Origin of the sequence: Streptomyces avicenniae (assembly GCF_000719135.1) — a bacterium.
Lineage (GTDB): Bacteria > Actinomycetota > Actinomycetes > Streptomycetales > Streptomycetaceae > Streptomyces > Streptomyces avicenniae.
Map to the genome: position 1 here is coordinate 55,179 of NZ_JOEK01000016.1, position 25,471 is coordinate 80,649.

Consider the following 25,471-nt stretch of genomic DNA (forward strand, 5'->3'; position numbering starts at 1 on the left):
GTCGATCGGGTATGCGCAGATACGTTCCGCTGCCCGCACGGTGGTGTCAGGCCCGGTGGTGTGTCCGAGGAATCCCTCCCTCCGCGTGTCGGGACGGCCCACGGCGCAACTGCCAGCGATCGCCCACGCGTTCGACGAAGCCCAGGCAGCGCAGCTCGTGCAGCCTGGCGAGCGCCACCCGCTCGCTGGTGCAGGCGGCCACCGCCACCGCCGCCACCCCGGCCGCCCCTCCGGCGGGCACGGCCTCCAGGACCTGGCCCGTCTCGGGCGCCAACAGGTCACGCGGCACCACGGGAAGCAGCCGCTCGGCCGCCAATTCACCCATGTCCCCGGCCAGTTCGATCACCTCATCGGCGCTGCCCACCAGCGTGGCGCCCTCACGGATCAGTTCGTGCGCGCCTGCCGAGAGCCCGGAGGTGACCGGCCCGGGGACCGCCATCAGGTGCCGCCCCAGCAGACGGGCCCGCCTGGCGGTCACCAGCGAACCGCTGCGCCGGGCCGCCTCGACGACCACCGTGCCCCGGGTCAACGCGGCGATCACCCGATTCCGCTGAAGGAATCTGCCGCGCGTCGGACGGGCGCCTGGCGGCAGCTCCGCCACCACGAGACCACAGCCCGCCACCCGGTCGAGGAGGTCCTGGTGCCCGGCCGGGTAGGCGCGGTCCACCCCGCAGGCGAGGACGGCGACCGTCGCCCCGCCCAGGGCGAGCGTCCCGCGATGGGCGGCCCCGTCGATCCCGTACGCCGCGCCGGAGACCACCGTCCAGCCGCGCTCGGCGAGCGCGCCCGCCAGCTCCGCCGCCACATGTGCCCCGTAGTCGGTGCAGGCGCGCGCCCCCACCAGGGCCACCGACCGCAGGGCGACGAACCGCAGCGAGCAGGGACCGCGCACCCACAGGCCGACCGGTCTCCCCGCCCCCAGGTCGTCGAGCTGGCGGGGCCACTCCCGGTCGCCCGGGCACACGAACCGGGCGCCGACCCGCTCGGCCAGCTCCAGGTCCCGCGCGGAGTCGGCACGCGCGGCCCTGGCCCGCAGCCCCGCCCACCGGTCCGCCGACACGCCCCCGGGCGGCCGGTCCGCACGCAACGCGCTCCACACGTCGCACGGTCCGTGCTCCGCGAGCCAGCGCCCCACCAGTTCGTCACCCGGCTCGGTGACCGTCGTCAGCGCGGCACGCGCCAGCCGCGCGTCGTCCCCCTCCCGCACGCCGTCCTCCCGCGCACCTTCCGCGCACGCGCGCTCCTCCTGATCGGTCACGGCAGGCTCCCCACCACACCGGCGCCCCGGCGCACGCCGGTCCGCAGTTCCAGGGCCGCATCGACGTCCTCGGCAGTCGGCCGGTCATGACCGGCCAGGTCCGCGACCGTCCAGGCCACCCGCAGCACCCGGTCGAGCCCCCGGGCCGTCAACAGCCCCCGGTCCATGTCCTGTTCGGCGCGCAGCAGCGCCCCGGGGAGCGGCGCCCAGCGGGTCCGCAGCTCATGGCCCGGCACCTCACCGTTGGCGGACCACGGCGTCCCCGCGTACCGCGCGCCGGAACGCTCGCGCGCCGCCAGCACCCGCGCGGCGACCGTCGCCGTGCTCTCCCCTGCGGGCGCCGCCAGCAGCTCCGCCCTGCCGACCGGCTCGACCGGCACCCGCAGGTCGATCCGGTCCAGCAGCGGCCCCGACAGCCGTGACCGGTAGCGCCGCACCGTGCTCGGGAGGCATTCGCACCCGCCGACGGCCGACCCGTGCCGACCGCACGGGCACGGATTGGCCGCCATCACCAGGAGCACCCGGGCAGGCATCCGCACCACCCCCGCCGCCCTGGCCACCACGACATGCCCCGATTCGAGCGGCTGGCGCAGGGCGTCGAGCACCTGCCCGCTCATCTCCAGCGCCTCGTCCAGGAACAGCACACCGTGGTGCGCCAGGGAGACGGCGCCCGGACGGGGCACCCCGCTGCCGCCGCCGACCAGGGACGCCATCGACGCCGAGTGGTGCGGAGCGCAGTACGGGGGCCGCTCGATCAGCGGCCGTTCCGTCGTGAGGGCGCCCGACACGGAGTGGACGGCCGTCACCTCCAGGGCCTCACGGCGGGACAGCGCCGGGAGGATGCCGGGCAGCCGCTCGGCGAGGAGCGTCTTGCCCGCGCCGGGCGGCCCCTTCAGCAGCAGGTGGTGACGCCCGGCCGCGGCCACCTCAAGGGCCCGGCGCGCGACCCGCTGCCCCGCCACCTCGGCCAGATCGGGCCGCCGCTCGCCCGCCGGCAGCCACGTCAGCCCGGCCGCGGGCGGACAGTCCCACCCCACGCCACCCGGCACGCCGGGCGGGCCACCGGGATCGCCCGGGTCCGGCTCCTCCGGCACCGGCTCGTCGGCCAGCACCGCGATGAGCTGCCGCAGCGTCCTGACACCGAGGACCGCGACCTCCGGCACGAGCGACGCCTCGGCCACGGCCGCCTCTGGCACGACGACGTGCCGGTAGCCCGCGCCCGCCGCCGCCAGCACGGCGGGCAGCACACCGCGCACCGGCCGCACCCACCCGTCGAGCCCCAGCTCCCCGATCATCATCAGCTCCGCGATGCTCCGCGGATCGATCCGCTCGGCGGCGGCCAGCACACTGCACGCCACCGCCAGGTCGAACCCGCTGCCGTGCTTCGGCACGGCCGCCGGGCTCAGCCCCACGGTGAGCTTCTTCTGCGGCCACGGCGTCCCCGAGTTGACCACGGCCGCGCGGACGCGGTCGCGGCTCTCCGTCAGCGACCGGTCGGCGAGCCCGACCAGCGAGAACGTGGCGACCCCCGGCTCCAGATCGGCCTGCACCTCGACCACCACCCCCTCGACCCCGGTCAGCGCCACGGCGCAGGTACGCGCGAACGTCATCAGGCCACCCCCCGCACGTGCTCCACGACCGGGGCGCCGCGCCGTGGCACCAGGACGCCCAGCAGGTCGATCCGCACCCCGCCGGACGGCGGCGCGCCGTGCTCCCGCAGCCACCGCTCGCTCAGCCACCACTCGGCCAGCTCCCGCAGCCGCCGCGCCTTCCCCGGCGTCAGCGCGGCCATCGGATGCTGGAAACCACCGCTCCTGCGCGTCTTCACCTCACAGATCACCAGGGCGCCGTCCGGCGCCGCGTCGCGCGCCACGACGTCGATCTCGCCCGCGCGGCAGCGCCAGTTGCGTTCCAGCACGGTCAGTCCCGCCTCGCGCAGCCGCCGTACGGCGACGTCCTCCCCGAAGCGGCCCAGCGCGTCTCGCCGGTTCATCCCGCATCACCTCCGCCCCCGACGATGGCCCGGTCCGCCGCGAGAAGTGGATCTTGGTGGACAACCCGGAGGTTGTGGACAACTCCGTCACCCCTGTGGGTGACGATCCGCGCGTGAGCACTCGGTCGCCCCGGGTCCTCCCGGTCCCGTACACTTCTGGTGGCGATCCGGGGACCCGGATCGACCTCGCATGCCCCGCCATCCGGCGCCCCCGGTCGGTCACCGACCGCCTCCGGCGCCTCGGTGGCCGCGCACCTCGGTCCTCGGAGCGGTTCGTCCCCACGGCGGCTCCCAGGCTCAGCGCGCCGGGGCATCAGGGGCGCCGCCCGACCGGGCGGCGCTGACAACCGAGCGTCACAAGGAGAACGGCCATGGCCGTCGTCACGATGCGGGAGCTGCTGGAGAGCGGCGTCCACTTCGGGCACCAGACCCGTCGTTGGAACCCGAAGATGAAGCGCTTCATCTTCACCGAGCGCAACGGCATCTACATCATCGACCTGCTCCAGTCGCTGTCGTACATCGACCGCGCCTACGAGTTCGTCAAGGAGACCGTCGCGCACGGCGGCACGGTCATGTTCGTCGGCACCAAGAAGCAGGCCCAGCAGGCCATCTCGGAGCAGGCGGCGCGGGTCGGGATGCCGTACGTCAACCAGCGCTGGCTGGGTGGCATGCTCACCAACTTCTCCACCGTCCACAAGCGGCTCCAGCGCCTCAAGGAGCTGGAGGCCATCGACTTCGACGACGTCGCGGCGTCCGGTCTCACGAAGAAGGAACTGCTCGTCCTCTCCCGCGAGAAGGCGAAGCTGGAGCGCACCCTCGGCGGTATCCGCGACATGCAGAAGGTGCCCAGCGCCGTCTGGATCGTGGACACCAAGAAGGAGCACATCGCCGTCGGCGAGGCCCGCAAGCTGAACATCCCGGTCGTCGCGATCCTGGACACCAACTGCGACCCCGACGAGGTCGATTACAAGATCCCGGGCAACGACGACGCGATCCGCTCCGTCACCCTGCTCACCCGCGTGATCGCGGACGCCGTCGCCGAGGGCCTCATCTCCCGTTCCGGCGTGGCCACCGAGGCCAAGGAGGGCGAGAAGCCCGCCGGTGAGCCGCTGCCCGAGTGGGAGCGCGAGCTGCTGGAGCGCGCCGAGGAGAAGCAGGCCGACGAGCAGCCCGCCGCCGAGGCGCCTGCCGCCGAGGCCGCCGCCCCCGCCGCCGAGGCGCCTGCGGCCGAGGCCGCCGCCCCGGCCGCCGAGGAGGCCCAGGCCCCCGCCGAGCAGTCCTGACGCGGAACAGAGCGACGGCCGGGCGCACGGCGGGTACGGACGGATCACTCCGCCCGTCCCCCGTGCGCCCGGCCGAGCGAGTGCCAAGCGATCCGATCGACTTCCGGAAGAGAATTCAGTAACCATGGCGAACTTCACCGCCGCCGACGTCAAGAAGCTCCGTGAGCTGTCCGGCGCCGGCATGATGGACTGCAAGAAGGCGCTGGACGAGGCCGAGGGTGACGTCACCAAGGCCGTCGAGATCCTGCGCGTCAAGGGCCAGAAGGGCGTGGCCAAGCGCGAGAGCCGCACCGCCTCGAACGGCGCCGTCGTCTCCCTCATCGCCGACGACAGCACCCGCGGCGTGCTCGTCGAGCTGAAGTGCGAGACCGACTTCGTCGCCAAGGGTGACAAGTTCCAGGCCGTCGCCGACGCCATCGCCCAGCACGTCTTCGCCAGCTCGCCCGCCGACCTCGGCGCGCTGCTCGCCTCCGAGATCGAGCCCGGCAAGACCGTGCAGACCTACGTGGACGAGGCGAACGCGACCCTGGGCGAGAAGATCGTCCTCGACCGCTTCGCGCAGTTCTCCGGCGCCTTCGTCGCCTCCTACCTGCACCGCACCAGCCCCGACCTGCCCCCGCAGGTCGGCGTGCTGGTCGAGCTCGACCAGGAGAACGCCCAGGTCGCCAAGGACGTCGCGCAGCACGTCGCCGCGTTCGGCCCGCGCTTCCTGACCCGTGACGAGGTGCCCGCCGAGACGGTCGAGAACGAGCGCCGCATCGCCGAGGCGACCGCGCGCGAGGAGGGCAAGCCCGAGGGCGCCCTCCCGAAGATCGTCGAGGGCAGGGTGAACGGTTTCTTCAAGGAGAACGTCCTGCTGGAGCAGGCGTTCGCCAAGGACAACAAGAAGACGGTGGCCAAGGTCCTGACCGAGGCCGGTGTGTCGCTCAAGGGCTTCGCCCGCTTCCGCGTCGGCGCCTGACCCGCCGCCTCGCACCGCGCCCGCCGCGCCGTCGGCGACGGATCGGACTCCGCCCGGCTATTGTCGGGCGGAAGTCCGTCAGGCCGCAGGCTGTGCACCGGCCGGGACGACCGTAGTTGTGACGAGGAGGCCACCGCACGGACGGAACCGCACGGAACCGCCGGCAGTGGCCTCCTTGGTGTGTGCCCGAGGAGAGTGCCATGAACCAGGACGACAAACCGCGGCGTTTTCTGCTGAAACTGTCGGGAGAGGCCTTCGCGGGCGGCGGCGGGCTCGGTGTCGATCCCGACATCGTGCACACGATGGCCCGGGAGATCGCCGCCGTCGTACGCGACGGCGCGCAGATCGCGATCGTCATCGGCGGCGGCAACTTCTTCCGTGGCGCCGAGCTCCAGCAGCGGGGCATGGACCGGGCCCGCTCGGACTACATGGGCATGCTCGGCACCGTGATGAACTGCCTCGCGCTCCAGGACTTCCTGGAGAAGGAGGGCATCGACTCCCGCGTGCAGACCGCCATCACGATGGGGCAGGTCGCCGAGCCGTACATCCCCCTGCGGGCCGTGCGGCATCTGGAGAAGGGCCGGGTCGTCATCTTCGGCGCCGGTATGGGCATGCCGTACTTCTCCACCGACACCACGGCCGCCCAGCGCGCGCTGGAGATCCACGCCGAGGCGCTGCTGATGGGGAAGAACGGCGTGGACGGCGTCTACGACTCCGACCCCGCGAAGAACGCCGACGCGGTCAAGTTCGACGCGCTCGACTACGGCGAGGTCATCACCCGTGACCTGCGGGTCGCCGACTCCACCGCGATCACCCTGTGCCGGGACAACCAGTTGCCCATCCTGGTGTTCGAGCTGCTCGCGGAGGGCAATATCGCCCGTGCCGTAAAGGGTGAGAAGATCGGCACACTCGTCAACAGCCAGGGCCGCCGGGCCTGAGCCGCCTCCCACACACCGAACCAGGAGCACGTGGTGATCGAAGAAGCCCTCCTCGAAGCCGAGGAGAAGATGGAGAAGGCCGTGGGCGTCGCCAAGGACGACCTGGCCGCGATCCGTACCGGCCGTGCGCACCCGGCGATGTTCAACAAGATCGTGGCCGAGTACTACGGCACCAAGACCCCGATCCAGCAGCTCGCCTCGTTCTCGGTGCCCGAGGCGCGCATGGCGGTGGTGACCCCGTTCGACAAGACGGCGCTGCGCAACATCGAGCAGGCCATCCGCGACTCCGACCTCGGCGTCAACCCGACGAACGACGGCCACATCATCCGTGTCGTCCTCCCCGAGCTGACGGAGGAGCGGCGCCGCGAGTTCATCAAGGTCGCCCGCACCAAGGGTGAGGACGCCAAGATCTCGATCCGTGGCGTCCGGCGCAAGGCCAAGGAGGCCATCGACAAGGCCGTCAAGGACGGCGAGGTCGGCGAGGACGAGGGCCGTCGCGGCGAGAAGGAGCTGGACGACACCACGTCGAAGTACGTCGCCCAGGTGGACGAGCTGCTCAAGCACAAGGAATCCGAGCTGCTAGAGGTCTGAACCCGACCGGCCGGGGCGGCCCGGCCGGCGCGCCCGCCGACTGAGGACGAGGACACACCCACCCGTGAACGATTCATCCTGGGGACCGCCCCGGGCCACCGGTTACGTCGCACGGCCCCAGGCCGTGCCACCCGCCCCGGCGGGTCCCGTGCGCGAACCGGTCCCGGCGGCGCAGACTCGGCCTATGACGGAGCAGCAGCCCAGGAAGCGCGCGGGCCGCGACCTGCGCGCGGCGGTCGGGGTCGGGCTCGCCCTCGGGGCGGTGGTGGTCGCCGCGCTTTTCGTCTACAAGCCCGCGTTCATCGGCGTCATAGCGGTGGCCGTCGTCGTCGGGCTGTGGGAGCTGTCCACGCGGTTCGCCGAGCGCAAGAACATCCATGTGCCGCTCCCGCCGCTGGCGGTGGGCGGCGCGGCCATGGTCGTGGCGGGGTACTTCGGCGGGTCGGAGGGCGCCTGGATCGCGATGGCGCTGACCGGCATGGCCGTCCTCGTGTGGCGGATGCTGCGGCCTCCGGAGAACTACCTGCGCGACGTGACGGCCGGGGTCTTCGTCGCGCTGTACGTGCCGTTCATGGCCACGTTCGTGGCGTTGATACTGAGTGCGGACGACGGCTCGTGGCGCGTGCTGACGTTCCTGCTGCTGACGGTGATCAGCGACACCGGCGCGTACGCGGTCGGCTGGCGGTTCGGGCGGCACAAGCTCGCGCCGCGCATCAGCCCGGGGAAGACCCGGGAGGGGCTGGCGGGCGCGCTGCTGTTCGCGATGGTGGCGGGCGCGGTCTGCATGCCGCTGCTGATCGACGGCGGCACGTGGTGGCAGGGCCTGGTCCTCGGCCTCGGCGTCTCGGTCAGCGCGACCCTCGGTGACCTGGGGGAGTCCATGATCAAGCGGGACCTGGGCATCAAGGACATGGGCTCCCTGCTGCCCGGCCACGGCGGGATCATGGACCGGCTGGACTCGATACTGCCCACGGCGCCCGTCGTCTGGCTGCTGTTCCTCGCGTTCGTCGGCGCGGGCTGAGCCGTCCGGCCGATCTGCGACACTGGCAGGACCATGCCTGCACCTGGAGAGCTGACGTTCATCGCGCCGCGCGGAGCCAAGAAGCCGCCGCGGCACCTCGCCGACCTCACCCCGGAGGAGCGCCGCGAGGCGGTCGTCGCGCTCGGTGAGAAGCCGTTCCGCGCGCAGCAGTTGTCGCGGCACTACTTCGGCCGCTTCACCGCCGACCCCGCGCAGTGGACGGACGTGCCCGCCGCCGCCCGCGGGCGTCTCGCGGACGCGCTGCTGCCGTCGCTGATGACCGAGGTGCGGCACCTCTCGTGCGACGACGGGGCCACCCGCAAGACGCTGTGGCGCCTGCACGACGGCACGATGGTCGAGTCGGTGCTGATGCGCTACCCGGACCGGGTCACCATGTGCGTCTCCTCGCAGGCCGGCTGCGGGATGAACTGCCCGTTCTGCGCGACCGGGCAGGCGGGCCTCGACCGGAACCTGTCCACCGCCGAGATCGTGCACCAGATCGTGGACGGCATGCGCGCCCTGCGCGACGGCGAGGTGCCGGGCGGCCCGGCGCGGCTGTCGAACATCGTCTTCATGGGCATGGGCGAGCCGCTGGCCAACTACCGGCGCGTGACCGGCGCCATCCGCCGCCTGACGGACGAGGCGCCGCACGGCGTCGGCCTGTCGCAGCGCGGGATCACCGTCTCGACGGTGGGCCTGGTCCCGGCGATGCGGCGGCTGGCCGACGAGGGTTTCTCCTGCCGTCTCGCGGTCTCGCTGCACGCGCCGGACGACGAGCTGCGCGACACCCTGGTGCCGGTGAACACGCGCTGGAAGGTCCGCGAGGTGCTGGACGCGGCCTGGGAGTACGCGGACAGGTCGGGCCGCCGCATCTCGATCGAGTACGCGCTGATCCGGGACATCAACGACCAGGCGTGGCGCGCCGATCGGCTGGGGCGGCTGCTCAAGGGCCGTGGCGCGCACGTGAACCTGATCCCGCTGAACCCGACGCCGGGCTCGAAGTGGACGGCCTCGCGCCCGGAGGACGAGCGGGCGTTCGTCGCCGGTCTGGAGGCGCACGGCGTGCCGGTCACCGTGCGGGACACCAGGGGCCAGGAGATCGACGGGGCCTGCGGGCAGCTCGCGGCGACCGAGCGGGCGTGACGCGGCCGGGCGCGCCGTCCGGGGCTGCTGCTATCGTGGGCGGCCGGGTCAGGCCCGTCGATATGAACGTCGTGTCCTGACACCAGCAGATTTTCCGACAGGGGAGCGCTCGCAGCGCTGAGAGTGCGGCATCGGCCGCAGACCCTCGAACCTCGCCCGGGTCATGCCGGGTAGGAAGTTCGGAGCCACTCTCGTGCTGCCCGCGCGCGCCCGCGCGAAGAAAGCAGCACCATGAAGCGCACCGCGATATTCGGCCTCGCCCTGGGGCTCGGCCTGGTCACCGCCTGTGGCTCGGGCGGCGACGACGAGGCGGACGGCGGCGGGGACGACGGCGGCCGTGCGGACGTGACGCTCGTCACCCACGACTCGTTCCTCGTCTCCGACGAGGTCCTGGCCCGCTTCGAGGAGGAGACCGGCCACCACGTCGAGGTCCTGCGCAGCGGCGACGCGGGGGTCGTCGTCAACCAGGCCGTCCTCTCCCGGGGCAACCCGCAGGGGGACGTGCTGTTCGGCGTGGACAACACCCTGCTCTCCCGCGCGCTGGACGAGGACGTGTTCGTCCCGTACGAGGCGGCCGGTCTCGACGCGATCCCGGCGGACCTGCGCCTGGACGCCGAGAACCGCGTCACCCCCGTGGACACCGGCGACATCTGCGTCAACTACGACCGCGCCTGGTTCGCCGAGGAGGGGCTGACGCCGCCCGAGACGTTCGCCGACCTCGCCGACCCCGCCTACCGCGACCTGCTCGTCGTGCAGAACGCCGCCACCTCGTCGCCCGGCCTCGGCTTCCTCCTCGCCACCGTCTCCACCTTCGGCGACGACGGCTGGCAGGACTACTGGCAGCGGCTCGCCGACAACGGCGTCGAGGTCGTGGACGGCTGGGAGCAGGCGTACAACGAGCGGTTCTCCGGCTCCGGCCAGGGCGGGGACCGGCCGCTGGTCGTCTCCTACGCCTCCAGCCCGCCCGCCGGTGTCGTGTACGGCGGCGAGGAGCGTCCTGACGAGGCGCCGACCGGCGTGTCCACCGGGACGTGCTTCCGGCAGATGGAGTTCGCCGGGCTGCTGGAGGGCGCCGCGAACCCCGAGGGCGGCCGGGCGCTGCTCGACTTCCTGATCGGCCGGGACTTCCAGGAGGACATGCCCCTCCAGATGTTCGTCTCGCCGGTGCTGCCCGACGCGGCGCTGCCCGAGGAGTACACGCGCTACGGCGTCACCGTGGACGACCCGGTGACCATGGACCCGGCGGTCATCGCCGAGGGCCGTGACGGCTGGATCGACGAGTGGACCTCGCTGGTCCTCGGATGACCGGCCGGGGCACCGCCGTACGGCTCGCGCTGCTCGCGGCGCCCGTCGCGTTCCTCGCCGTCTTCTTCCTCTACCCCGTGGCCACGATCGTGGGGGAGGGGCTGCGCGACGGCGGGGCATGGCAGCTCGGGCGTGCGGGCGAGGTGCTGCGGGACGGCGACACGGCGGACGTGCTGTGGTTCACCGTCTGGCAGGCCGCGGCCTCCACCGTGCTGACGCTGGCCGTGGGGCTGCCCGCCGCATGGGCGTTCGCGCGGCTGCGGTTCCCCGGGCGCAAGGTGCTGCACGCGGCGGTGACCGTGCCGTTCGTGCTGCCCACGGTGGTGACGGGCGCCGCGTTCCTCGCGGTGGTGGGGCGCGGCGGGCTGCTCGACGACTGGTGGGGCGTGCGCCTGGACAACACGGTGTGGGCCATCCTGCTGGCCCACGCGTCGCTCAACTTCGCGGTCGTCGTCCGCATCGTCGGAGGGCTGTGGTCGCAGCTCGACCCGGGCCAGGCCGAGGCGGCCCGCATGCTCGGCGCGACCCGGCGCGCCGCGTGGCTGCGCGTCACGCTGCCCGCGCTCATGCCCGCCGTCGCGTCGGCGGCCGTCATGGTCTTCCTGTTCACGTTCACGTCCTTCGGCGTCGTGCAGATCCTCGGCGGCCCGCGCAACGGCACGCTTGAGGTGGAGATATACCGGCAGACCGCGCAGCTGCTCGACCTGCCGACCGCCGCCGTGCTCACCCTGCTCCAGTTCGCACTCGTCGCCGTGCTGCTGGGCGCGCAGGCCCTGCTGACCCGCCGCACGGAGACCGCGCTGAGCCTCGTGGACCCGGCGACCAACGCCCGCCGTCCGCGCGGCGCCGCCGAGCACGCCGCGCTGGCCGCCGTCCTCACGGTCATCGCGCTGCTGCTCGTCCTGCCGCTCGCGGTGCTGCTCGAACGGTCCCTGTCCGTGCCCGGCGGCGGCCACGGCCTCGCCAACTACCGCTCGCTGTTCTCCGACGACGGGGGCACGTTCGTCGCCGCGCCCTGGCAGGCCGTGGAGACCTCGCTGCGCTACGCCGCCATCGCCACGCTCATCGCCGTCGTCATCGGAGGGCTGGCCGCCACCGCGCTTGCCCGGCGCGGTGGAGGCCGCACGCTACGCGGCTTCGACGCGCTGCTGATGCTGCCGCTGGGAACCTCCGCCGTGACGGTGGGCTTCGGCTTCCTCGTCACGCTGGACGAGCCGCCCCTCGACCTGCGCTCCTCCTGGACGCTGGTGCCGCTCGCGCAGGCGCTCGTCGGGGTGCCGTTCGTCGTCCGCGTCCTGCTGCCCGTGCTGCGCGCCGTTGACGACCGACTGCGGCAGGCCGCCGCCGTGCTCGGCGCGTCACCGGCGCGGGTGTGGCGCGAGGTGGACCTGCCGCTGGTACGGCGGGCGGTGCTGGTCGCGGCGGGCTTCGCGTTCGCCGTGTCCCTGGGCGAGTTCGGCGCCACCGTCTTCATCGCGCGCGCCGACAACCCCACGCTCCCCGTCGCCGTCGCGCGGCTCCTGAGCCGCCCTGGCGCCCTCAACTACGGCCAGGCCATGGCGCTCAGCGCCGTGCTGATGCTGGTGTGCACGCTCACCCTGCTGGCCCTCGAACGCATACGCCCGGCCGGGAGGACCCCATGACCGCCACACCCCCGCTGCTCGACGTGCGCGGCGTCACCGTCACGTACGGCAGCCGCACCGCGCCCGGGCACACCGCGCTGCACGGCATCGACCTCGCCGTCGCGGAGCACGAGACGGTGTGCGTCCTCGGCCCGAGCGGCAGCGGCAAGTCCACGCTGCTGCGGGCCGTCGCGGGCCTCACCGAGGTGGGCGCGGGGACGGTCCTGCTGGCCGGGCGCGACCAGGCGGGGGTGCCCGCGCACCGGCGTGGCGTCGGCCTGATGTTCCAGGACCACCAGTTGTTCCCGCAGCGCGACGTCGGCGGGAACATCGCGTTCGGCCTGCGCATGCACAAGATCCCCCGGCAGGAGACGGAACGACGTGTCGCCGAGCTTCTTGACCTCGTCGGGCTCCCCGGGGCGCAGCGCCGTGCGGTCGGCTCCCTGTCCGGCGGCGAGCAGCAGCGCGTCGCGCTGGCCCGCTCCCTGGCGCCACGGCCCCGGCTGCTGATGCTGGACGAACCGCTCGGCCAGCTCGACCGTGACCTGCGGGACCGGCTCGTCGTGGAGCTGCGGCAGCTCTTCCGCGACCTCGGGACGACCGTGCTCGCGGTCACGCACGACCAGGCGGAGGCGTTCGCGCTCGCCGACCGGGTGGTGATCATGCGCGACGGCCGCATCGCGCAGACCGGCAGCCCGGTGGAGGTGTGGCGGCGCCCGGCGGACGCGTTCGTCGCCCGCTTCCTCGGCTTCCGCAATGTGACGGAGGCCGACGTCACGGACGGTGGCGCGGCGACGCCGTGGGGGACGGTGCCGGTGCCGCCGGGCACCCCGGACGGCCGTCACAGGCTGCTGATACGGCCCTCCGGGGTCCGTGTCGGCGTCGGCGGGCCGGAGGAGGGGCCGCGCGCGGTGGTGCGCGCCCGTACGTTCAGGGGCGACCACGTGCTCCTGCTGCTGGAGTGCGTCGGCGGCGGGGCGCGGGGCGAGCTGGAGGCCGCCTGCCCGCTCAGGTCGGCGCCTGGCGAGGGGGCGGCCGTGGGCGTCGGCTTCGACGCGGCGGAGGTCGTCGTCCTGCCGGGCTGACATGGCCGACAGGGTGCGTCACACGTCCGGGTCGCGGTGCGCCAGCACGATGGCCTGCGGCGAGTGCTCGGCCTTGTCGGGCGCGCGCAGCAGCCGGGAGAGGACGACGAAGCCCGCGGCCCGCAGCGTCTCCTCGACGTGCTCCAGCGGCAGGCGCGGGTAGTCGAGGTCAACGGGCTGTCCGAAGGCCGTGTCGAGGTGCACCGGCTCCGGCCGCACCTGGAAGGCGATCTGGACGAGCCCGCCGGGCGCCAGCACCCGGTGGAACTCGGCGAAGGCCACGGGCAGGTCCTCGGGCGGCAGGTGGATCAGCGAGTACCAGGCGGTCAGCCCGGCCAGCCCGCCGTCCGGCAGGTCGAGCGCCGTCATCGACCCCTCGGTGAAGCGCAGCGCGGGGAAGCTCTCGCGGGCCGCCGCCAGCATGCCGGGCGACAGGTCCGTCCCCGACACGTCGAGGCCGAGGCTCGCCAGGTATCCGGTGATCCGCCCGAAGCCGCAGCCGACGTCCAGGACGGGCCCGCCGCCCGCCGCCGTGACCAGTTCGGCGAAGGTGGCCAGCAGGGCGCGGTCGAACGGCTTGTGCTCCAGCTCGTCGCGGAAGCGGTCGGCGTACGCGGGGGCGACGGCGTCGTAGGAGGCGCGGGTGGCGTCGAGGCGGTCCGGTGAGCTCATGGCGCGGCACTCTAGCCCACCCGCCGCGCGGACCGGTGTCCACCCCGGACGGTCCCAACTGGCTTGTTCCAGACGGAAGTTTCCGTCTGTACGGGCCTGCGGTGGCGACGTATGTTGTCGCGATCACGTCACCTATCGGAAGGGGTCCGCATGCGCCGTGTCCGGCCTGTTCGCTCCGCCCTGCCCGTCCTGTTCGCCCTCCTCACCCTGGTGACCGGTCTCGTCGCCCCCGCCGCCACCGCCGAGCCGTCCGGCGCGCGCCCGCCTGAACAGTGGCGCAGCTACTGGGTGGACGGTTTCAACGAAGGGGTCTACACCCCGGCGCAGGTGGAGCGGCTGATCGACGACGCCCTGGCCGTGAACGCCAACGCGCTCATCGTGCAGACCGCGCGCCGCTACGACTGCTTCTGCAACCACGCGCTCTACCCGCGCACGGACGCCCCCATCGACCCCGCCCCGTACGACCCGCTCGCCGAGGTCGTCGCACGCGCGCACGCGGCCGGGCTCGAAGTCCACGCCTGGGTCAACGTCAACACGCTGTGGAACAGCGCCACCCCGCCGACCTCGCCCGACCACGTCTACAACCAGCACGGCCCGAACGCCGAGGGCGCCGACCGCTGGCTGAACCGCAAGGCGGACGGCACCGAACGCGTCGGCGCCAACACGTACATCGACCCGGGGCACCCGGACGCCGTCGCGTACATCGTGGCCGCCGTCCAGAGCATCGTCCGCGCCTACGACGTGGACGGCGTCAACCTCGACTACGTCCGCTACCCGGACGGCAGCGCGCAGACCACGCACAGCGACTGGGGCTACAACGCCGTCTCCGTCGCGCGCTTCCAGCAGGCCACCGGACGCACGGACGTGCCCGCGCCAGCCGACCAGCAGTGGAGCGACTGGCGCCGGGACCAGATCACCCACCTCGTGCGCCGCATCTACCTCGGCCTGTGGGACGTGGACCCGTCCGTGCGCCTGTCCATGGACGCCATCACCTACGGCCACGGCCCGCAGGCCGTCGGGGGCTGGGAGAACACCCGCACCTACGCCGAGGTGCTCCAGGACTGGGAGGGCTGGCTGGACGAGGGGATCATGGACACGGTCGTGACCATGAACTACAAGCGCGAGTGGGACCCCGACCAGGCCCTGATGTACGCCGAGTGGTCGGAGTTCCTGGCCGACGCGCAGGGCGACCGGCAGGCCGTCAACGGCCCCGCGCTGTACCTCAACGGCGTGGACGACAGCGTCGCCCAGGTCCGCCGTGCCCTCGCCCCCACTCCGGCGGGCAACACCGCCGCGGGCTGGAGCGGCTACTCGTACGCCACCCCCAGCATGGACAGCGCCACGGCCGGTGCGGCGGCGGAACGCGCCCGCCTGGCCGACGCGCTGACGACCGGCCCCGACGCCCCGTTCGCCGAGCCCGCTGTCGTGCCGGGGATGCGGTGGAAGACCGCGCCGACCGACGGCCACGTGGCCGGGACGCTGGCCCTGCGCGACGGCACCGCGCTCGACCAGGCCCGTCTGACGCTCACCCCGCTGGCCGCCCCCGGCGCCCGCGAGGGCGTCACCCGCGCGGACGGCACCGGCTGGTTCGGCTTCGCGCACGTCCCGCCGGGGCTCTACCTCGTCCGCGCCGACCTGCCGAGCGGCGTGACGGGCGCGCCCGTGACCGTCGTGCACGTGAGGCGCGGCGACATCGCCGAGGCGCGGCTGCCGGGGCTCGTCGCCCGCTGACCCGCGCCGCACGCCTGCGGGCCCCCACCCGAGGGTGAGGGCCCGCGGCCGTGGGGGCCCGGCTCAGCGTCCGGTCGGCAGCGTGATCAGCTGCACGGCCAGCCAGGTCAGGGGCACGAAGACGGCGATCAGCGTCCCGATCCGTACGGCCGCGGCGCCGCGCAGCAGGGTGCGCGCGGCGCCCAGCCGTAGCAGCAGCGCGGTGGCGGGGCGCCGGGCGGAGCGGGTCTGGTCGGCCGTCACGGCGACCGTGCCGAGCGCGCACACCAGCACGACGGCGGTGCCCAGGGCGCCCAGCGGGCCGAAGTCCCCCAGAGTGTCCAGCTCCAGCGCGGCCAGCACCACCGCGCAGGCGGCGGAGAGGGCGCCCATGGGACGGCCCACGCGCGTGGCCTCCTCCAGCAGCCCACGTCCGGCGAGCAGCCGTAGCACGCCCGGCCTGCCGGTGGACAGCAGGAGCCCGCACACGTGAATGAGACCGGGCGCGGCCAGCACGACGCCCGCCACGATCATCAGCCAGCCGCCCACCATGCCGGAACTGACGCCGCCGAGTGCGCCGTCCAGGGGCAGCCAGCCGTCAGGGGGGACGGACAGCGGGTCGTCGCCAGCGAAGGCTGAGACGGCGATGCCCGTGCCCATCAGCGTCGTGCCCCACGGCAGCCCGGTGGGCAGCGGCGGCGGGGGTTCGGCGCGGGTGATCTCGGCCAGGTCGGTCACCACCACCGGGGCGGGCGCGGGACGGCGCGACGGGCGCGCGCGCAGCGTCAGCGCGCTGGCCACGGCTGCCGCCACGGGCGCGACGGCCAGCAGCGTCACCGTGGCGCCCAGCGGCAGCGGCCCGCCGTCGGGCAGCGCACCGGAGGCCACGCCGTGGAACGGCAGGACGGTCAGGTCGCCGCGCAGCAGCAGGAAGAGGACGAGCGCCGCCACGCTGCCGAGCAGTCCGGCAGCCGCCGCGGAGACGGCCGCGAGCGCGGGCACCCGGGCCGGTCCCATGCCGACGACGTCGAGGCCGGAGCGGGGCTTGCCCGACGGTTCGGCCCGGGCCACGGCGACGGAGAGCTGGATGGTCGCGGCCAGCGGCACGGCGCACCATGCCAGGCGCAGTACGGCGGCCCGTCCGCCGTCCGGATGCGCGGCGGCGTAGGCGAGCGCGCTCAGCAGCAGGAACCCCACGCCACCGGCTGCCGTCGCCAGCAGCAGGCGGCGCAGCAGCACGGCGGGGTGGGAGCCCCGGGCTAGACGGTAAGCGAGCATGCTTCGGCCGCCGCGCCCGAGGCGCGGCCGTCGAGGAGGGCGAGGGTGCGGTCGGCGAGCGTGGCCACCTCGGTGTCGTGCGTGGCCAGGACGACCGTGATGCCGTGCGAACGGCCCGCCGTCGTGAGGGTACGCAGGACCTGTGCGCGGTCGGCGCGGTGCAGGGGGGCCGTGGGCTCGTCGGCGAACAGCACGTCGGGCTTGTGCACCAGGGCGCGGGCGAGGGCGATGCGCTGGCGCTGGGACTGGAGCATGGCGTACGGGCGCTTGTTCGCGCAGTCCGCGACGTCCAGGCGCTCCAGCCAGTCGAGCGCCGTGCGCCGCGCGGTGCGGTTGCCCGTGCCCGCGAGGAGCAGGGGGAGGGCGGCGTTCTCCCAGGCGGTCAGCTCGTCCACGAGCTGCGGGGTGTCGCCGACCCAGCCGAAGCGGTCGCGGCGCAGCCGTTCGCGGGAGGCGGCGTCCAGGGTGTGGATCGGCATGCTGTTGAACCAGACCTCGCCCTCGTCGGCGGCGAGTTGGCCGGAGAGGCAGCCGAGGAGTGTGGTCTTGCCGCAGCCGCGCGGGCCGGTCACGGCGAGGATCTCGCCCTGCCGGACGTTCACCGACACCCCCAGCAGGGCCGGGGAGCCGTGGTGCGCGTGCCGCAGGGCGCGGGCCCAGAGCACGTCGTTGTCGGGTGGGGCCGTATCGGGTGGGGCCATGGTCGGCGGCACCTCCGCTCGTTTCGCCGTGTTTCGCCCTGATCCCCCGACCGGGTGAACGAGAACGGCGGGGGAGACCGTCGCAGGCATCCCCAGCACGCTGACACAGGCCCGACGAGGCGCGGCGGGCGACTCGGCGGGCGGTCCTAAGAATCCTCCGGACGGTGTACAGCGGAGCGGGCCCACGGGAGGATCTGTCCGCCGGAGCGGTGATCGGCGCAGTTCTTCCGGTGTGCTGTCTTGAACGACGGCGGATCTCTTGTCGTGTGTGCTGTTCGCCGGGGCCGCCCCGGGCATAGGGTTGATCCGCAGAACAGCGAACGCCGGGAGACCAGGAGGGTTCCGTGACCAGCGAGCCGCGTCGGGTGCGCAACTACATCAGCGGGGAGTTCCGGGACGCCGACGACGGGCGGACGACGGACGTCGTCGATCCCGCGACGGGCGAGGTGTACGCGACGGCCGCGCTGTCGGGCGCGGCGGACGTGGACGCGGCGATGGCCGCCGCGCAGGCGGCGTTCCCCGCCTGGCGTGACGCCACGCCCGCGACCCGGCAGCTGGCGCTGCTGCGCATCGCCGACGCGTTCGAGCGGCACGCGGACGAACTGCTGGAGATCGAGTGCCGCGACACCGGCAAGCCCCTGGAGCTGACGCGCCAGGAGGAACTGCCCTCGATGCTGGAGCAGATCCGTTTCTTCGCGGGCGCGGCGCGCATGCTGGAGGGCAAGGCGGCCGGGGAGTACATGGCCGGGCTGACCTCCTTCGTGCGGCGCGAGCCGGTGGGCGTGTGCGCGCAGGTGGCGCCGTGGAACTACCCCGTGATGATGGCGGTCTGGAAGTTCGCGCCCGCCCTCGCGGCGGGCAACACGGTGGTGCTCAAGCCCTCGGACACCACGCCGGCCTCGGCGTCGTTCGTCGCCGGGCTGATCGGGAAGATCGTGCCCGCGGGGGTGTTCAACGTGCTGTGCGGCGACCGTGACACCGGCCGCCTGATGGTCGCGCACCCGGTGCCCGCCATGGTCTCGGTGACCGGCTCGGTCCGTGCCGGGACCGAGGTCGCGACCAGCGCGGCCAAGGACGTCAAGCGCGTGCACCTGGAGCTGGGCGGCAAGGCGCCGTGCGTCGTCTTCGAGGACGCGGACATCGCCGCCGCCGTCGAGGGCATCCGCGACGCGGGCTTTTTCAACGCGGGCCAGGACTGTACGGCGGCGGCCCGCGTCCTCGTGCACGCGTCGGTGCACGACGAGTTCGTCGCCGCCCTCACCAAGGCGACCGCCGACGTCCGCACCGGCGACCCCGCCGACCCCGACGTCTTCTACGGGCCGCTCAACAGCGCCGAGCACCTGGAGAAGGTCGCGGGATTCGTCGAGCGGCTGCCCGCCCACGCGACGGTCGTCACCGGCGGGCGGCGCGTCGGGGAGCGCGGCTACTTCTACGCGCCGACCGTCGTCACCGGCGTCCGGCAGGACGACGAGATCGTGCAGCAGGAGGTCTTCGGCCCCGTCATCACCGTCCAGCCGTTCACGGACGAGGCGCAGGCCGTCGAGTACGCGAACGACGTGGAGTACGGGCTCGCCTCCTCCGTCTGGACGCGGGACCACGCGCGGGCGATGCGGCTGTCGAAGGCGCTGGACTTCGGCTGCGTGTGGATCAACACGCACATCCCGCTCGTCGGCGAGATGCCGCACGGCGGCTTCAAGAAGTCGGGCTACGGCAAGGACCTGTCCGCGTACGGCCTGGAGGACTACACGCGCGTCAAGCACGTCATGACGGCGCTCTGAGCCGCCCGCCGCGGTCCTCGGCGTCGAGCAGCGCCAGCGCGCGGGCCCCTGGCCCGAGCGCGCGCCGCACGGCGCCGAGGACCGCGGCGTCCAGCCCGCCCAGGGCGTCGGCGAGTTCGGCCGCCGCGTCCTCGGCGATCTCCGCCGCGACGGCGTCCACCGGGGTGCGGGACCCGAGCTTGCTCACCGCTCCCGCCGCACGGGCGGGGGTGAGGAGCGCCGTCGCCTCGACCAGGAGCCAGGCGGGCACCCCGGCCGCGCCCTCGGGCGGCACGCTCCACGGCCGCGCGCCGTCGTAGCGCGCGTCCTCGGCGAACTCCTTCCGCTTGCGCTTCACCACAGGACGCGGCCCCTCGCCCGCCTCGCCGTCCTGGCCCGACTCCCGCCAGGCTCCTGCCGGTTTGAGGACGAGGCCCTCGGCGAGGTTGTCCGCCACCTGCGGGAGGCCGAGGAGCGCCGGGACGCGCGTCGGGAACGCGACGGGCAGGTCCTGGAGCGCGTGGGCCGTGCCGCGTCCGAGAGCCGGGACGCAGGTGAGCCCCGCCCCGGCCGCCGCCTCGCGCAGGGCCGCGTCGGACAGCCACCACCGGCCACCGGCCCGCTCGACCGTGGCGTCGAACGGTAGCCAGCGCAGGTCGGGCGCGTACCAGACGCCGGTCTGCACCGGCTGGACGCCGGGCGCGGCGGGGACGTCCTGGTGCGGGTAGTGCCCGCCCGCCAGCTCGCCGTAGACCGTCACCACCGCGTCGTCGCCCCACGTCGCGCGCACCGCGGAGGCGAGACGGGACACGGCGACCGCGAGCGCGGGCCACAGCCTGCTCACGCCGAAGAAGCCGTCCAGGGCGTCGTCGTCCAGCAGTTCACGCCGCTTCGCCGGACGGGCACCGGCCGCGTCGCAGAGCACCGCGAGGTGCGCGCCGTGCACCTTCTCCAGCGCGATCCACTCGCGTCCTCCGGGCGCGTCGGGCCGCTGGCGGGTGGGGATCTTGGGGTAGGGCTGTGGCGCGGGACCCGCGGTGGAGGAGGACATCTGCGGGATCATCGCGGCGCGCGGGCGCCCCGGGCAAGGGAATTCGTCGCACGGACGCGCGCACGTGGTCAGCTGTGGGCGGTCCTGCGGGCCAGTTCGGCCGCCAGCGCGTGGCGGCACTTGCCGCGGCTCACGCGGTGCTCGGCCCACCAGTGGCAGGTGCAGTCCTCGGCGATGCCGTCGGGCGCGAAGGTCACCTCGTGCGTACGGTCCGGGCCCGCCACCGTCGCCGTGCGGGCGCGGGAGTCCACCCGCACCTGGCCCTCGGCGAGCAGGGCGCGGGCGGCGGCCAGCCGGGGGATGAGGCGTTCGGAGCGGACCGCGTCGTAGGGCAGGTCGCGATGGAAGTACGCCGCCTCCGCCACGTCGTAGCCGAGCCGTCCGGCCGAGCCCAGCAGGCCGAGGGCCGTGCGGACGCGGGCCAGGCCGAGGCCGGCGTTCCCGGCCAGCGCGCCGAGGTCGAGGCCGCCCCGGTGGTCGAGCTGCGACTCGATCAGCCCGGCGTCCTCCGAGGCGCGTTCCGCCTCCAGGGCGTCGAGCGCCGGGGCGCTGCCGGGGAAACCGGCGCGGGCGTCGGGGGAGAGCGTCAGCACGAGGCGCATGCCCGGCATCAGCAGCTCCCAGGCGGACGCCGTGGGGGCCGAGTCGTGGCGCACGGGCGGCCCGTACACGCGCAGGGCCGTCGCGAAGCGCAGCAGCGGGCGCAGCGCCGCGAGCCGTCCGGGGCCCGCCAGGTGCACGGCGCCCACCGCCGGGCGCATGCTGGTGCGCAGCCGGTCGCCGACCGGGACGGCCCACAGGGAGCGGAGCGACCCGGTGGCGCCCGGCAGCGTCGCGAGGAAACGCGCGGCCTCGGCCGGGGTCATCTCGGCGCGCAGGTCGAGGCGGGCGGAGACCGCGTGCAGTTCGGCGAAGGCGCGCAGCCAGCGTTCCGGCAGCGGGACGCGGCGCTTCGGCGCGGTGTCGGAGGCCGTCTCCGGCTCGTCGTGCCCGACGACCAGCCGCAGCGGCCGTCCGTCCCGCACGCGGTCGAGCGCGGCGCGCAGCTGCGGGCCCGCCTCGACGCTGGTGCTGCCGCGGGCCGGGGTGTCCACGGCGATGCCGTCGGGCAGGACGTCCAGCCGCGCCGCCACACCGCCGCAGACGGACAGGGACTCGAAGCGGAGCCGCTCGCCGTCCGAACTGGCCACCGGGTCGCGCGGGGCGGCCGGACGCCGCCGGTCGTAGCCGACGTGCGCCACGTCCAGGACGGACAGCAGGCTCCGTGCAAACTGCTCGGGATGCCGCACCCCGCCGCTTGTCAGGCGGGGGTGGGGCCGGGGTCCTTGCGGTGTCGAGCCGCCGTAAGTCGCAAGGCTCAGGAGGCCGTTGGCCGCGTCAAGCGCGGACGGCCGAACGTATCGGTATGCGTGCCACCGTGTCGCCACCATGTGGGAACGTTAGCGTGTGCAACGGTCGATCGGACGTTCGTGCCGCGTCAAAGCCGTAACTCTGAGGGAAAATTGAGGGTCATGCGCCGACGGGCTGCGCGTGCTCATCGTGTGAACTCCTGTGGTGCGTGCGCTGACACGGCGTTCTCCTCCGGTCACGCGGCGAGGCGGGCGCCGGTCGCGCGGCCGTGCGGGGAAGTATCGCACCGGGTGGTCGCGTACGGCCTCCCTCGGCGCCCGCCGATTCAGCGCGGCCGGTCCAGCACCACGCGCAGCGCGCCGATCCGGTTGGTCGTGACGGAGTCGGCGCCGAGCGCGACCAGCCGCCGCATGGCGCGCGGACCGTCCACCGTCCAGGCCGCCACCAGCAGTCCGCGCGCGTGGTCCTCGGCGACGACGCGGGGCGTGATCAGCCCGAAGGGGTAGTTGAGCCAGCGCGGACGCAGCGCGGCGAGCAGCGTTCCGCGTGGCCGCGCCGTGCGGTGCCACGTCAGGGAGATCTCGGCGTCCGCGTCGGCCTCGCGGACCGCGCGCAGCGCCGACGGGTCCCCGCTGTAGTAGACGCGCCCCGACGCGTCCGCCCGGCGGACCGCCGCGAGGGCCGCCGCCGCCGTGGCGGCCGACCGCTCCGGCAGGTCGATCAGCGTTCGGACGGACGCGGTCACGGCCAGCGCGTCGTCCAGCGTCGGCACGCCGCCGCCCGTCAGCTCACGGATCTCCCGCGCCGTCAGCTCCGCCACCGCCCGCCGGTGGCCCCACAGCCGTTCGAGCGTCGCGTCGTGCACGACGACGGGCACGCCGTCGGCGCTGCGGCGCACGTCCAGCTCCACGGCGTCCGCGCCCGCCGCGACGGCCGACCTGAAGGACGCCAGCGTGTTCTCGCGCGCCCGGTACGGGTCGCCGCGATGCGCGACGGCCAGCACGCTCATCCGGGCCACGCCGCCAGGTACGCGTCGATCTCGCCCGTCAGCCTTGCCTTGCCCGCCGTGTCGAGGAACGACGCGCGCACGCCCTCCCGCGCCAGGGCGGCGACCCCGGCGGCGTCCAGGCCCAGCAGCCGCGCCGCGATGCCGTACTCGGTGTTGAGGTCGGTCGAGAACATCGGCGGGTCGTCGGAGTTGATCGTCACCCGCACCCCGGCGTCCACCATCGCCCGCAGCGGGTGCTCCTCCAGGGACGGCACGGCGCGCGTCGCCACGTTCGACGTCGGGCAGACCTCCAGCGGGATGCCACGCTCCGCCAGGTGTGCCAGCAGCTCCGGGTCCTGCGCGGCGCTCGTCCCGTGCCCGATGCGCTCGGCGCGCAGCTCGGTCAGGGCGTCCCACACGGTGCCGGGGCCCGTCGTCTCGCCCGCGTGCGGCACGCTGCGCAGGCCCGCCGCGATCGCCCGGTCGAAGTACGGCTTGAACTGCGGGCGCGGCCAGCCGATCTCGGGCCCGCCCAGGCCGAACCCGACCAGCCCGTCGGGGCCCAGCTCGCACGCCAGCCGCGCCGTCTCCTCGGCGGCGGGCAGGCCCAGCTCGCCCGGGATGTCGAAGATCCAGCGCAGCACGACGCCGAAGTCCCGCTCGGCGGACAGGCGGGCGTCCTCCATCGCCTCCATGAAGGCCACGTCCGGGATGCCGCGCTTCACCGACGAGTAGGGCGTCACCGTCAGCTCCGCGTAGCGGATGTGCTGCCGCGCCATGTCGCGCGCCACCTCGTAGGTGAGCAGCCGGATGTCCTCCGCGTCCCTGATCAGCTCCACCACCGAGATGTACACGTCGATGAAGTGGGCGAAGTCCCGGAAGGTGAAGTACCGTTCCAGCTCGGCAGGGTCCTTCGGGACCGGCGAGTCGGGGTGCCGCGCCGCCAGCTCGGCGACGATCCGCGGCGAGGCCGAGCCCACGTGGTGCACATGCAGCTCGGCCTTGGGCAGCCCGGCGATGAAAGCGGTCAGATCGGACAACGGGCCCTCCCCGGATAGACGGTGCCCGCTCATCGTAGGCGGCGGGTGATCGGCCGCGGGACCTCGGCCTTAGGGTGTGGCCGGACAGCTGAGGAGGCCGTGTGACCACGGAGCAGCCCAACCCGTTCCGGACGCCGGAGCCGAGCGCGCCCCCGCCCCAGGCGCCGCCGCCCGCTCCGTGGCCCCCACCGGCGGCCCCCGCGCCGTACGCGCAGGGACACGGCATCCCGCACCAACCCACCTCCAGCCCCTACGCCGCTCCCCACCCCGCGCTCCCTTACGGGCCCCCGCCGTGGCGTCAGGAGCCGCGCAACGGGGTCGCGGTCGCGGCGGCGGTCTTCGGCATCGTCTCCGTGTCGCTGTGCTGGACGTACTACCTGAGCCCCCTGACACTCGCCGCCGGTATCGTCGCGGTGATCCTCGGCCGCACCGGTCTGGCCCGGGTGCGGCGCGGCCAGGCCGACAACCGTGAGACGGCCCTGGCCGGGCTGTGGACCGGGGTCGGCGGGACGGCGGTCTCCGCGGTGCTGACCTTCCTGCTCGTCATCTGGACCGCCCCGACCGCCGAGGTGGACTCCGACGCGGGCGCCGAGTGGCTCGCGGGACCCGCGCAGCTGGTCACCTGGTCGGACGGGCTCGGCGTCACCTTCGACCGGCCGCGGACCGAGGGCGGCGAGGGCGTGCTCGTCGTCGTCGCCAACGTCCGCAACGACGGGCACCGCACCGTCGATGTCTCCGGGGGCGACTTCCACGCCCTCGCCGACGACGCGCGGGTGGCGCGCGGCGACATCCTGCGCAGCGCGCCGCGCGACACCGTACGGCCGGGGCAGACCCTGCGCGTGCGCTACGAGGTGACCGTCCCGCCCGACGCCGAGGTCCTCGGCGTGGACTTCTCGCCCGGCGGTGACCACGAGCTGGGCTTCTGGGAGTTCGACGTCGAGACGGACGCGCCCGCGGACGACGGCGACGACGGCGGGCTCAGCGGCAACCCGGGGGACGGCGACAGCCTCGACGTCTGAGCGCCCCCGCGGGGGATGTGACGCGCGCCACGCCGCCCGACCCTCAAAGCCGCGTAACGATCCGCCCGCCGCGCCCTCCCCCTCCCTGACACGGCAGTGCCCGGCCCGGGACTGCCGGGCACGGGGCGTCATGGCGCGAAGGGGAGGGCCGGGATGAGAACCGGTGGCGGCACGAACAGGAACGCGGCGGACTGGCTGGCGTCGGCGGCGCCGGAACCGGCCGTGTGCCGCTGGGAGTGGGAACGGCATCCGCTGGGGGTGGCCCTGCTGCCCGCGGGCCGCCTGTGGGACGTGCTGCTGGTGCCCGAGCCGCTCGCCCGGCCCACGCTGGACGTGCTGACGGTCCTCCTCGACCGTCCGGGGCCCGTCCTCGCGGACCGGGGCGACCGGCGCATCGGCTTCTTCGTCCCGGCGGGCACGGCGGGCGGCTGGCTTGGCACGGGCGTGCGCGCCGCGGGGAGCGGCAGCTGGATCGCGGTGCCCCACCCCGGCCGTCCCGCGTACGGGGTGCGCTGGCTGGTGCCGCCCGACGGGTCGGGCGTGCTCACCGATCCGGGGCTCCTGGAACTGGCGATGCACGAGGCCGCCGCCGTCGTCGGCCGCGCCCCGCGCGGGGTGGCGGCGGACGGACGGTCCGCACGCCCCGGGGGGTGTGGGGCGGGCGGGCCCGTTCCGTAAGGAGAACGACGGGACCGACTGCCTCCC

23 protein-coding genes are annotated in these 25,471 nt (G+C 74.2%); 13 read left to right on the forward strand and 10 right to left on the reverse strand.

Annotated elements, in window-relative coordinates:
* Window positions 1–46: 46 nt before the first annotated feature.
* From dprA to IF27_RS25130, 3 genes are read right to left on the reverse strand one after another with little or no spacing between them, the layout of a single operon-like run.
* Window positions 47–1,258: a DNA-processing protein DprA gene (dprA, locus tag IF27_RS25120; RefSeq protein ID WP_420822050.1), complete on the reverse strand. Its 1,212-nt coding sequence runs from the start codon at window positions 1,256–1,258 to the stop codon at window positions 47–49.
* The gene (locus tag IF27_RS25125; protein ID WP_052852060.1) at window positions 1,255–2,868 is read right to left on the reverse strand and encodes a YifB family Mg chelatase-like AAA ATPase; all 1,614 of its coding nucleotides are present in this window, start codon (window positions 2,866–2,868) and stop codon (window positions 1,255–1,257) included. Before IF27_RS25125 ends, dprA begins: the two co-directional genes overlap by 4 nt.
* Window positions 2,868–3,251 (reverse strand): YraN family protein, encoded by a 384-nt coding sequence (locus tag IF27_RS25130; protein WP_052852061.1) that lies wholly within the window; start codon window positions 3,249–3,251, stop codon window positions 2,868–2,870. The genes IF27_RS25125 and IF27_RS25130 overlap by 1 nt, the downstream gene beginning before the upstream one ends.
* 371 nt (window positions 3,252–3,622) lie before the next feature.
* Here IF27_RS25130 and rpsB point away from each other — a divergent pair, with 371 nt between their 5' ends.
* From rpsB to IF27_RS25175, 9 genes are all read left to right on the forward strand, one after another.
* Window positions 3,623–4,534 carry a 30S ribosomal protein S2 gene (gene rpsB, locus IF27_RS25135; protein WP_052852062.1) on the forward strand — a complete coding sequence of 304 codons (912 nt, stop codon included), beginning with the start codon at window positions 3,623–3,625 and terminating at the stop codon, window positions 4,532–4,534.
* A 124-nt stretch (window positions 4,535–4,658) separates the two neighbouring features.
* On the forward strand, window positions 4,659–5,495 hold the full coding sequence (tsf, locus tag IF27_RS25140; protein WP_052852063.1) for a translation elongation factor Ts: 837 nt from the start codon (window positions 4,659–4,661) through the stop codon (window positions 5,493–5,495).
* A 200-nt stretch (window positions 5,496–5,695) separates the two neighbouring features.
* Complete coding sequence (gene pyrH / locus IF27_RS25145; RefSeq protein WP_052852064.1) at window positions 5,696–6,433, forward strand: UMP kinase; 738 nt, start codon at window positions 5,696–5,698, stop codon at window positions 6,431–6,433.
* Between the two features lie 33 nt (window positions 6,434–6,466).
* Window positions 6,467–7,024 (forward strand): ribosome recycling factor, encoded by a 558-nt coding sequence (frr, locus tag IF27_RS25150; RefSeq protein ID WP_052852065.1) that lies wholly within the window; start codon window positions 6,467–6,469, stop codon window positions 7,022–7,024.
* Between the two features lie 64 nt (window positions 7,025–7,088).
* Window positions 7,089–8,045 carry a phosphatidate cytidylyltransferase gene (locus IF27_RS25155; protein WP_110946229.1) on the forward strand — a complete coding sequence of 319 codons (957 nt, stop codon included), beginning with the start codon at window positions 7,089–7,091 and terminating at the stop codon, window positions 8,043–8,045.
* A gap of 33 nt (window positions 8,046–8,078) precedes the next feature.
* Window positions 8,079–9,188, forward strand: a complete 1,110-nt coding sequence (gene rlmN, locus IF27_RS25160) for a dual-specificity RNA methyltransferase RlmN (RefSeq protein ID WP_052852067.1) — start codon at window positions 8,079–8,081, stop codon at window positions 9,186–9,188.
* A 231-nt stretch (window positions 9,189–9,419) separates the two neighbouring features.
* Complete coding sequence (locus IF27_RS25165; protein WP_052852068.1) at window positions 9,420–10,493, forward strand: thiamine ABC transporter substrate-binding protein; 1,074 nt, start codon at window positions 9,420–9,422, stop codon at window positions 10,491–10,493.
* Window positions 10,490–12,136 carry an ABC transporter permease gene (locus tag IF27_RS25170; protein WP_052852069.1) on the forward strand — a complete coding sequence of 549 codons (1,647 nt, stop codon included), beginning with the start codon at window positions 10,490–10,492 and terminating at the stop codon, window positions 12,134–12,136. Before IF27_RS25165 ends, IF27_RS25170 begins: the two co-directional genes overlap by 4 nt.
* Entirely contained in the window at window positions 12,133–13,200 is a 1,068-nt protein-coding gene (locus IF27_RS25175) for an ABC transporter ATP-binding protein (RefSeq protein WP_052852070.1), read from the forward strand. The genes IF27_RS25170 and IF27_RS25175 overlap by 4 nt, the downstream gene beginning before the upstream one ends.
* An 18-nt stretch (window positions 13,201–13,218) precedes the next feature.
* Here the strand turns inward: IF27_RS25175 and IF27_RS25180 are convergent, their stop codons facing one another.
* Entirely contained in the window at window positions 13,219–13,872 is a 654-nt protein-coding gene (locus IF27_RS25180) for a class I SAM-dependent DNA methyltransferase (RefSeq protein WP_052852071.1), read from the reverse strand.
* A 150-nt stretch (window positions 13,873–14,022) separates the two neighbouring features.
* Here IF27_RS25180 and IF27_RS25185 point away from each other — a divergent pair, with 150 nt between their 5' ends.
* Entirely contained in the window at window positions 14,023–15,603 is a 1,581-nt protein-coding gene (locus IF27_RS25185) for a family 10 glycosylhydrolase (RefSeq protein ID WP_110946230.1), read from the forward strand.
* 63 nt (window positions 15,604–15,666) lie between these two features.
* On the opposite strand, the gene IF27_RS25190 is transcribed toward IF27_RS25185, so the two are convergent.
* Complete coding sequence (locus IF27_RS25190; protein ID WP_052852072.1) at window positions 15,667–16,860, reverse strand: hypothetical protein; 1,194 nt, start codon at window positions 16,858–16,860, stop codon at window positions 15,667–15,669.
* A complete protein-coding gene (locus IF27_RS25195) occupies window positions 16,842–17,561 on the reverse strand; it encodes an ABC transporter ATP-binding protein (RefSeq protein WP_052852073.1) in 720 nt (239 codons plus the stop codon). Before IF27_RS25195 ends, IF27_RS25190 begins: the two co-directional genes overlap by 19 nt.
* A 344-nt stretch (window positions 17,562–17,905) precedes the next feature.
* On the opposite strand from IF27_RS25195, the gene IF27_RS25200 reads away from it, so the two are divergent.
* A complete protein-coding gene (locus tag IF27_RS25200) occupies window positions 17,906–19,339 on the forward strand; it encodes a gamma-aminobutyraldehyde dehydrogenase (protein WP_052852074.1) in 1,434 nt (477 codons plus the stop codon).
* Here IF27_RS25200 and IF27_RS25205 read toward each other — a convergent pair.
* The 4 genes from IF27_RS25205 to IF27_RS25220 all read right to left on the reverse strand — a co-directional run bounded on the left by IF27_RS25205 (window position 19,323) and on the right by IF27_RS25220 (window position 23,747).
* The gene (locus IF27_RS25205; protein WP_190233097.1) at window positions 19,323–20,369 is read right to left on the reverse strand and encodes an RNA ligase family protein; all 1,047 of its coding nucleotides are present in this window, start codon (window positions 20,367–20,369) and stop codon (window positions 19,323–19,325) included. The two genes, IF27_RS25200 and IF27_RS25205, sit on opposite strands and share 17 nt — an antisense overlap.
* 68 nt (window positions 20,370–20,437) lie before the next feature.
* Entirely contained in the window at window positions 20,438–21,658 is a 1,221-nt protein-coding gene (locus IF27_RS25210) for an SWIM zinc finger family protein (RefSeq protein WP_223291206.1), read from the reverse strand.
* A gap of 386 nt (window positions 21,659–22,044) precedes the next feature.
* Window positions 22,045–22,728 carry a glycerophosphodiester phosphodiesterase gene (locus tag IF27_RS25215; protein ID WP_052852132.1) on the reverse strand — a complete coding sequence of 228 codons (684 nt, stop codon included), beginning with the start codon at window positions 22,726–22,728 and terminating at the stop codon, window positions 22,045–22,047.
* The gene (locus IF27_RS25220; RefSeq protein ID WP_052852077.1) at window positions 22,725–23,747 is read right to left on the reverse strand and encodes an adenosine deaminase; all 1,023 of its coding nucleotides are present in this window, start codon (window positions 23,745–23,747) and stop codon (window positions 22,725–22,727) included. The genes IF27_RS25215 and IF27_RS25220 overlap by 4 nt, the downstream gene beginning before the upstream one ends.
* Window positions 23,748–23,848: 101 nt before the next feature.
* Here IF27_RS25220 and IF27_RS25225 point away from each other — a divergent pair, with 101 nt between their 5' ends.
* Complete coding sequence (locus tag IF27_RS25225) at window positions 23,849–24,766, forward strand: DUF4190 domain-containing protein (protein WP_052852078.1); 918 nt, start codon at window positions 23,849–23,851, stop codon at window positions 24,764–24,766.
* A 153-nt stretch (window positions 24,767–24,919) separates the two neighbouring features.
* A complete protein-coding gene (locus tag IF27_RS25230; RefSeq protein ID WP_223291207.1) occupies window positions 24,920–25,444 on the forward strand; it encodes a hypothetical protein in 525 nt (174 codons plus the stop codon).
* The last annotated feature ends 27 nt before the right edge of the window (window positions 25,445–25,471 follow it).